This window comes from Bacillus sp. JJ1122 (assembly GCF_036964885.1).
Taxonomy (GTDB): Bacteria; Bacillota; Bacilli; order Bacillales; family Cytobacillaceae; genus Mesobacillus.
The window spans coordinates 66,248-73,943 of the sequence record NZ_JBALQL010000021.1 but is presented as its reverse complement, the minus strand read 5'-3'; the positions used below and the strand labels follow the sequence as shown (position 1 = coordinate 73,943).

At 40.3% G+C, this 7,696-nt stretch carries 9 protein-coding genes and 1 pseudogene; 7 read left to right on the top strand and 3 right to left on the bottom strand.

What is annotated here, in order from left to right:
- Positions 1 to 48 precede the first annotated feature (48 nt).
- A complete protein-coding gene (locus V7201_RS12645; RefSeq protein ID WP_335377094.1) occupies positions 49 to 186 on the top strand; it encodes a YrzI family small protein in 138 nt (45 codons plus the stop codon).
- A gap of 467 nt (positions 187 to 653) precedes the next feature.
- Here V7201_RS12645 and sigK read toward each other — a convergent pair whose 3' ends face one another.
- The gene (gene sigK / locus V7201_RS12640; protein WP_335377093.1) at positions 654 to 1,376 is read right to left on the bottom strand and encodes an RNA polymerase sporulation sigma factor SigK; all 723 of its coding nucleotides are present in this window, start codon (positions 1,374 to 1,376) and stop codon (positions 654 to 656) included.
- A gap of 264 nt (positions 1,377 to 1,640) precedes the next feature.
- On the opposite strand from sigK, the gene V7201_RS12635 reads away from it, so the two are divergent.
- The 4 genes from V7201_RS12635 (at position 1,641) to V7201_RS12620 (ending at position 4,208) form a co-directional block, all read left to right on the top strand.
- Positions 1,641 to 2,042 carry a DsrE/DsrF/DrsH-like family protein gene (locus V7201_RS12635; protein ID WP_335377092.1) on the top strand — a complete coding sequence of 134 codons (402 nt, stop codon included), beginning with the start codon at positions 1,641 to 1,643 and terminating at the stop codon, positions 2,040 to 2,042.
- A 121-nt stretch (positions 2,043 to 2,163) separates the two neighbouring features.
- Positions 2,164 to 2,403, top strand: coding sequence for a sulfurtransferase TusA family protein (locus V7201_RS12630; RefSeq protein ID WP_335377091.1), 240 nt, complete (start codon positions 2,164 to 2,166; stop codon positions 2,401 to 2,403).
- Positions 2,404 to 2,496: 93 nt separating this feature from the next.
- Positions 2,497 to 3,633, top strand: coding sequence for an NAD(P)/FAD-dependent oxidoreductase (locus tag V7201_RS12625; RefSeq protein WP_335377090.1), 1,137 nt, complete (start codon positions 2,497 to 2,499; stop codon positions 3,631 to 3,633).
- Positions 3,634 to 3,647: 14 nt separating this feature from the next.
- Positions 3,648 to 4,208 carry a hypothetical protein gene (locus tag V7201_RS12620; RefSeq protein WP_335377089.1) on the top strand — a complete coding sequence of 187 codons (561 nt, stop codon included), beginning with the start codon at positions 3,648 to 3,650 and terminating at the stop codon, positions 4,206 to 4,208.
- Between the two features lie 85 nt (positions 4,209 to 4,293).
- Here the strand turns inward: V7201_RS12620 and V7201_RS12615 are convergent.
- Positions 4,294 to 4,647: pseudogene (locus V7201_RS12615) on the bottom strand (group I truncated hemoglobin); the annotation flags it as partial.
- Between the two features lie 79 nt (positions 4,648 to 4,726).
- Positions 4,727 to 5,410, bottom strand: a complete 684-nt coding sequence (locus V7201_RS12610; RefSeq protein WP_335377088.1) for a response regulator transcription factor — start codon at positions 5,408 to 5,410, stop codon at positions 4,727 to 4,729.
- Positions 5,411 to 5,605: 195 nt separating this feature from the next.
- Between V7201_RS12610 and V7201_RS12605 the strand changes: the two genes are divergently transcribed.
- Positions 5,606 to 5,758, top strand: a complete 153-nt coding sequence (locus V7201_RS12605; RefSeq protein ID WP_335377087.1) for a hypothetical protein — start codon at positions 5,606 to 5,608, stop codon at positions 5,756 to 5,758.
- Positions 5,759 to 5,904: 146 nt separating this feature from the next.
- Positions 5,905 to 7,683 (top strand): M3 family oligoendopeptidase, encoded by a 1,779-nt coding sequence (locus V7201_RS12600; RefSeq protein ID WP_335377086.1) that lies wholly within the window; start codon positions 5,905 to 5,907, stop codon positions 7,681 to 7,683.
- Positions 7,684 to 7,696: the final 13 nt, after the last annotated feature.

The window sequence follows — 7,696 nt, the reverse complement described above, 5'->3', positions numbered from 1 at the left end:
GAAGCCGTCAGGCTATGATGCGCCCGTTTTAAAGGAGGTGACTAGATTATGACCCTAAGTATCTTATTTTTCACGATTACGATTAACAAACGCAAAATAAGTTTAGAAGAAATTTGCCATAACGAAATGGTAGAAAAAATGATGGAAGAAAACAGAAGCCGTCAGGCAATGATCCGACCGTTTTAATTCATTTGAAATAATAAACTAAGAAAGGTGGAACGAAGATGATTTTTGTAATTCAAAGTAGAATGGCTAGCCTATGGGTGGAGAAGGACACCACCTAACAACCTATGTTGGGAGGAAATCGTATGTCATTGCATATATTGCTGTTAACGCTTATTTTTAAGAAAAAGAAATCGAATGATTAGTAACAAAATGTTCACATCCGAACTCTTTATACACCGTATTTATATGTTAAATTTGGAGTAAACATGGGAGAAGCATAAAGGGGTGTGGAGCATGTTCTTAATCGTCATGGGATTGGTTATTTGCGGCGCTGTTGGTTTGATCGTAGCTGCAGAAGTCACTGCGGAATAAGCGCAAAAAAAGAGCATCAGCCAGTGTGGCTGATGCTCTTTTAATAAGAAGATGGAATTTATTTTATGGAATTTCCTAATGCAGAAAAGGAGGGAGTCAATATTCCACTCAAACTGCTACTGTCCTTTATTTTTTTTCTTTTCTTTCTCAGCCCGATAAAATTCATGAAACATTTTCATCAATGCTCTTTTTTCAATCCGGGATACATAACTTCTGGATATTCCTAATTCTTTGGCTATTTCCCGCTGTGTTTTTTCCTTTTTTAAATCAAGGCCGAATCGGCCAACGATTACCTCTTTTTCACGCTCATCGAGGACATCGATATATTCCTTTACTTTTTCAAGTTCCATATTCAACTGAATGGTGTCAATTACATCCTCAGATTCAGACTTCAGGACATCAATCAATGAAATTTCATTCCCTTCCTTGTCTTGACCGATTGGATCATGCAAGGAAACATCTTTCTTAGTCTTTTTTAAGGCACGCAAATGCATTAATATCTCATTTTCGATACACCGCGCTGCATATGTTGCAAGTTTTGTGCCCTTACCTTCAGAATAACTTTCAATGGCCTTGATCAGTCCGATTGTGCCTATTGAAATCAAATCCTCAGAATCTTCTCCGGTATTTTCAAATTTTTTCACGATATGGGCGACTAGCCTGAGATTATGCTCGATCAGCATATTACGTGCGTGCGGATCACCATTTACCATCAACCTTAAATACTTTCGCTCGTCACTTGCAGATAACGGTTGAGGAAATGCATTGTTTTTAACATATGAAACAAGAAGAATAACTTCTTTAACTAGATAGCCGAGCGCTGTTAGTATGCCAGACATGTTTCCACCCCCGCTTTTTAAGGCTTTCGCCTATACTAAATTCCTATGAGAAGACTGGCAATATTGTGTCTGTCCGACCAAATAATTTATTTTGGAAATTTAAACCAATTTTTTTGAGAAATGCAATAGTTACCTCTGTTTAGGGCTTGTTTTGTCACTTTTTAGATGAAAAACGTTCACATAACAGAAACAGACATATCGATAGGGGTATAGGTATAATTAATGTGTAAGGTAAATATAGGATCTCTTAGGAGGAAATAAATTATGGAACAGCAAGCCCCATCTTTAGCGGTTATTTTATTGTCTGAAGACCTTGAAAAGCTTCACGCTGGCGCACTTGTAGGATCAGTTGCATCAATGTCAGGTATGAATGTGAACGTTTTTGTCACTATGAATGCTTTGAAATCTTTCCGTAAAGACAGCTTTGAAAATACTGATTTCATTACAGGTACCATAGGTAAGGAAATGCTTGCAAAGAAAATCCCATTGTTCGATGCACTTTTGCAGGAAGGCAAAGATATGGGAGAACTGAGTATTTATGGCTGTGCGCTTGCAATGGATATTATGGATTGGAAAGAGGAAGACATGATCGATGTGTTTGATGGAGTGATTGGGGTAACCAAATTCCTCGGAATGACTCAGGGAGCTACTGTGATTACGATGTAAGCGGATGAAGCAGGAAAAAGTGATATGGCGTGCAGGCCTTTCACCTTTTCCCCCTTCATACGAAAATAAAAAATCTTTAATTATTTTAACATAAACTTCAACTATTTAGGAGGGAAAAATCATGAGTGATGTTTTGGTAACTAAATCAATCGATGCAAGAGGAGCATATTGCCCCGGACCGTTAATGGAACTAGTAAAGGGGATAAAGAAAGCGCAAGTTGGAGATGTAGTTGAAGTAATTTCTACCGATAAAGGTTCAGCAGTGGATATCCCTGAGTGGGTTAACAAGATGGGCCACGAAATTGCTTACTCAGAAAATGAAGGCGATGAATTTAGAATCGCAGTAAGAAAAGCGAAATAATTTTACTGGTAGGCTCTGATGATTGGGCTCTTTTATAGACTGAAAATGAAAGCAGCCTGCATCAACGACTTCATGAAAAAAGGTGTGAATGAAATGACAAAGAGAATCGTGGTTCTAGGAGCAGGCAGTGCGGGTACAATGGTTGCAAACAGGCTTGCGCGCCAGCTTGGAGAAGAGATTAAGAAGAGTAAAGTAGAAGTCACCCTCATTTCAAATACAGAAAAGCATATTTACCAGCCAGGTTATTTATTTATTGCTTTTAATGAAAAGCCATCCGAGCATTTCATCCGGAAACAAAAATCACTGGTTCACAGACATGTAAACCTTGTGTATGATGACATCGAAAATATCGATGTAGAGAAGAAAACGGTTAAAGGCAAAAAACAATATCAATATGATTATCTGGTAATCGCTACGGGTTCACACCCTGATTTTGACAGTGTTCCTGGCTTAAGGGAGGGGGCACACAATTTTTATACACTAGATGGAGCAGAACGTCTCCGTGATGACCTTGCGGCAATGGAAAAGGGAAAAATACTCATCACCATCGATGTTCCGCACAAATGTCCAGCTGCGCCGCTTGAACTTGCGTTGATGCTCGATGATTATTACCGAAAGAATGGCAGACGCAAAGATATTGAGATTAAATATGCTTACCCAATCGGCCGAATTCATTCTTTAGTGCCAGTAGCAGAATGGGCTCAGCCTGAATTTGACAAGAGAGATATAAAATACGAAACATTCTTCAATCTTGAAGAAGTGGATCCAAAGCGGAAAGTTGCCATAACGATGGATGGCGAAGAACACGAATATGACATGCTTATCACAATTCCCGCACATACTGGGGCAAAAGCGGTAATCGATTCAGGTATTGGTGATGAATCCGGCTTTATCCCAACAAACCGCACAACTTTGAAGATGCTAGGGCAGGATGATGTTTATGTCCTTGGGGATGCAACGAATCTTCCGATCAGCAAGGCGGGGTCGACAGCACATTATCAATCTGAATCTCTTGTTGCAAACATTTTGAGCAGGCTTAGCGGACGTCCAGAGACAGCTGTATACAACGGTAAGGTGGCGTGTTTCCTTGAAAACAGCCTTGAGGATGCAAGCATGATTACCTTTGATTACAATAACCCGCCTCAGCCAGCAGCAACATCTGATTTGCTTCACTGGTTCAAGGCTGTCTATAACGAGCTATACTGGCTAAATGCCAGAGGGATTTTATAGAAGGGGTGATAATTATGGCTACAGAAACACCTCAAGCACAAAAGAATGCACAACATAAACTCGTGAGCTTTACAGATGCAGCAATGACCGCAATTACTGGTGAAATGGTTTCCTCAATCGCTGAAACCGGCGTGAAGATGGTTGAGATGGCTGATGATCTTCTTCAGCCAGAAACTCTTTCTCTGTTAAAAGCATTACCTGAAGTGGCAGAAAACCTTGAGCGTACATTAATGGAAGTAAAACGGATGGAAGAAACAGGAGTACTGAAGTCATTGATACAGCTTGCTGACATGGCTGCAGCGATGAAAGGTGCCATGACTGGACCGATGGTTACAGACATGATTGAAAAGGCGATCAAAGGCGTCGAACTTGCAGATACCTTTGTACAGCTTGGCGCAATTGACCTTGTCGAAGGTATGGTTACTGCATTCCATAATGCTCAAGAAGACACAAGAGGTAAAACTCCTATGTCCTCATTGCAGATGATGAAGGCAGTGACTCAAAAAGATACTAGAGAAGGCTTGACTCTAATGCTTACATTCCTTCAAAATCTGCCAAAAGAATTGAACAAATAATGCATGATTGAAGTCCACTAACCTCTACAAAGAGAAAAGGAGAGGAACGGCCTCTCCTTTTTCGTTGTATGTCTAAAAAGTTTAACTATTTATATAGGATATCATCCTTCATCGTAGTCAGCTTGTCTAATACTTCATTAATATCCTGTTCCGATACGTTGAACTCCCTCAGGCTTGCAGCAAGATGATTGGCAATCGCACCAAAATGTTCATCATTAAGGTTCATTCCTTTATGTGCCAGCTCCATGCTTTTTCCTGAATACTGGTTTGGTCCGCCTAAAGCCCAGCTGATGAAAAGGGATTGGTGTCGGCGCTGCTTTTCCATGTCTGTTTCCGTAAAAAAATGGTTAACCGTTTCATCTGCCAAAACCTTTTCATAAAAAACATCTACCACTTTCGTGATTGCATCCTTTCCACCCAGTTTTTCATATAAGTTATCCTTTCATATTCCTCCTGTCTAAGTTAACGTCACTATTATGTCTGTTTATCCGGAAGAATATGAATGAAACCTTTTTTAATCAGCGATCTGCTTTTTCAAGCCATTTATAACCTACGCCCCACACGGTGATTAAATAATCATCGGCGCCAAATCCAGCTTTCCTCAACTTGTCCCTTAAATTTCGCACATGTGAATCAATTGTCCGGTCTTCGGTAGCAACACCATAACCCCATATATTTGATATTAAATGTTCTCTTGTAAACACCTTATTCCGATTCAGCAAAAAAAGATTAAGAAGGGAGAATTCTTTCGGAGTCAGGGGGATGGAAGCCCCTTTATACAAAAGATCGTAAGAATCCATATTCAGATTCAAACCTTTGAAACTGAGATTTGGACTTTTCCCTGAATTCCTCCTAAGGACAGCTTCAATTCTGGCAATCAGCTCCCCTTCATCAAAGGGCTTTGTTACATAATCATCTGCACCGATTTTCAGGCCTTTTACAATATCAGGCTTTTCGCTCCTTGCTGTTAGCATTATAACTGGAATTTCCCAATGTTTGCGGATTTCCCTGCATGCTTCCCAGCCATCCATCTCTGGCATCATCACATCAAGTAGTATGAGATCAGCATGATTTTCATCAAGGTAACTTATTGCATCCAGGGCAGAAGTCTGTTTGACGCACTTATATCCTAGAGGGGTCAGGTAAAGCGATAGCAGGTCAAGCATCCGTGTTTCATCATCAACGAGAAGAATGGTTTCCATTAATATGACTCCTTGCTAAAAAGTGGTTGAGTCAATTTTACATGATAAGTATGAAGAAATTATGCATTTATTTTTAATGGCAAAGGTAGAATTGAACCTCTTTAATACTTCTTAAGGAAATATTGACAGTGCCCAAACCAAAATGGACAGCATTCCATATCCTGATAATAGGAAACAGAAAAGGAGTGTGAAAGTATGCCATACGGATACTGTTGTTCTGCCCCATATCCAGTGCCCTATGGAGGCTATCCTGGATTCTACGGTGGGAATGGTGCATGGTTTGCCCTATTCATCATCCTGTTTGTTATCGTCCTCATATTCGGAGGCTGGTGGTATTTTTGTTCATAATAAACAAACATGGGCTTAAGCCAATTCAGGCTTAGCCTTATTTTATGGCATGAATGTCGAACAGTGATCCCCTAACTTGTGAAAAAATAGAAATTTTAGAAAAATAACATTATAATTAAAGAATAGAAATAAAGGGGGAAATTTTAATGGCAAATACATATTCAGAGGTTTGGGATTTAGATGTGTTCTTCGAAGGAGGAAGCAGTTCAACAGAATTCGCAGCCCATATGACGGCTGCATCCGAAAAAATAGCTGGATTTAAAAAAGAAGTGGAGAAATGGGACCCAAGTGAGCATCAAGATGAGAGCGCGCGACTGACAAGCCTAGTCGAGATGTTTGATGGAGCTGCCAGAATGGTAAGGCAGGCTGGAGCATTCGTAAGCTGTTTAGAGGCACAGAATACTCAGGATAAAAAAGCGAATCAATTAAGGGCAACTGTAACTGAACTAAGCGCATCACTGCAGAACGCACTGACTGCTTTTGACCAAAAACTTGCCGGCTTTTCACCAGAGGTTTGGGAAGAACTTGTAAAATCAGGTCTTTTAAATGAATTAAATTTTGTATTGACTGAACGTCGTAAGCGCGCTGCCGAAAAACTCTCCGGAGAAGAAGAATCTGCTATTAATGCTCTAAGTGTTGATGGCTATCATGGATGGGGACAGCTGTACGACTTGCTTGTAAGCAACACAAAAATTACATATAAAGATGGAGATTTATCAGTTGGTCAGGCTGCCAATAAACTATCCGATGCAGATCGATCTGTCAGGAAGGAAATTTTCACAGAGTGGGAAAAAGCCTGGGGGGAGAAGGAAGATTTTTATTCTAAAACCCTGAACCATCTGGCGGGCTTTAGATTGAATGTGTATAAGCTTCGGGGCTGGGATGATGTGTTAAAAGAACCTCTTGATATTAACAGAATGCAAAAAGAAACACTTGATGCAATGTGGGAGGTTATTTCTGACCATAAAAAGCCATTTGTACAGTTCCTTAATCGGAAAGCAAAGCTTCTGGGGCTTGAAAAGTTAAGCTGGTTCGACCTAGATGCTCCGATTGGAAGCACAGAATCGAAAATGTCCTATCAGGAAGGGGCAGACTTTATCGTTGATAATTTTGCCCAGTTTGGCAAGGAAATGGCTGACTTCGCAAAAATGGCTTTTGAAAACAATTGGATTGAAGCGGAGGATCGTCCTGGAAAAGCGCCTGGCGGATTCCATACGTTCTTTCCTGAAAGCAGCCAGTCCAGAATATTCATGACATACTCTGGTACGCCATCGAATGTTTCTACTCTTGCACATGAACTAGGTCATGGGTTCCATACGTACGCTATGAGGGACCTTCACTTATTGAACCGCAACTATGCAATGAATGTAGCGGAAACAGCTTCAACATTTGCAGAGATGATCGTGTCAGATGCTTCTCTTAAAAACTCAACCTCAAAAGAAGAGAAAATTAGTCTCTTAGAGGATAAAATCCAGCGGTCGGTAGCACTGCTCATGAATATCCATTCGAGGTTCTTATTTGAAACAAGATTTTATGAAGAAAGAAAGCAAGGAGTAGTAAATGCAGAACGACTTAATGAGTTGATGAAGGATGCACAAACAGAAGCATATGGAGGAGCGCTTGAAGAATATCATCCGCTGTTCTGGGCTTCCAAGCTCCACTTCTACATTACCGGAGTTCCATTCTACAACTTCCCATATACTTTCGGTTATTTATTTTCACTGGGCATTTATGCGATGGCCCAGGAAGAAGGGCAAGGCTATGAAGAGAAATACATTGCCCTGCTGAAGGATTCTGCCTCAATGTCTGTGGAAGAACTGGCGCAAAAACATTTAAAAGTTGATTTAACGAAAAAGGAATTTTGGGAGAAGGCAGTACGCATGTGTGTAGAGGATGTTGAAGAATTTTTGGCTTTAACTGAGTAAGGATATTGTTGCT

Excerpts from the sequence above, each read along its gene's own strand:
- V7201_RS12645 (WP_335377094.1), top strand. The coding sequence starts at position 49 with ATGACCCTAAGTATCTTATTTTTCACGATTACGATTAACAAACGCAAA.
- V7201_RS12605 (WP_335377087.1), top strand. The coding sequence starts at position 5,606 with ATGCCATACGGATACTGTTGTTCTGCCCCATATCCAGTGCCCTATGGA.
- V7201_RS12630 (WP_335377091.1), top strand. The coding sequence starts at position 2,164 with ATGAGTGATGTTTTGGTAACTAAATCAATCGATGCAAGAGGAGCATAT.
- V7201_RS12635 (WP_335377092.1), top strand. The coding sequence starts at position 1,641 with ATGGAACAGCAAGCCCCATCTTTAGCGGTTATTTTATTGTCTGAAGAC.
- V7201_RS12610 (WP_335377088.1), bottom strand. The coding sequence starts at position 5,410 with ATGGAAACCATTCTTCTCGTTGATGATGAAACACGGATGCTTGACCTG.
- V7201_RS12600 (WP_335377086.1), top strand. The coding sequence starts at position 5,905 with ATGGCAAATACATATTCAGAGGTTTGGGATTTAGATGTGTTCTTCGAA.
- V7201_RS12620 (WP_335377089.1), top strand. The coding sequence starts at position 3,648 with ATGGCTACAGAAACACCTCAAGCACAAAAGAATGCACAACATAAACTC.
- V7201_RS12625 (WP_335377090.1), top strand. The coding sequence starts at position 2,497 with ATGACAAAGAGAATCGTGGTTCTAGGAGCAGGCAGTGCGGGTACAATG.
- sigK (WP_335377093.1), bottom strand. The coding sequence starts at position 1,376 with ATGTCTGGCATACTAACAGCGCTCGGCTATCTAGTTAAAGAAGTTATT.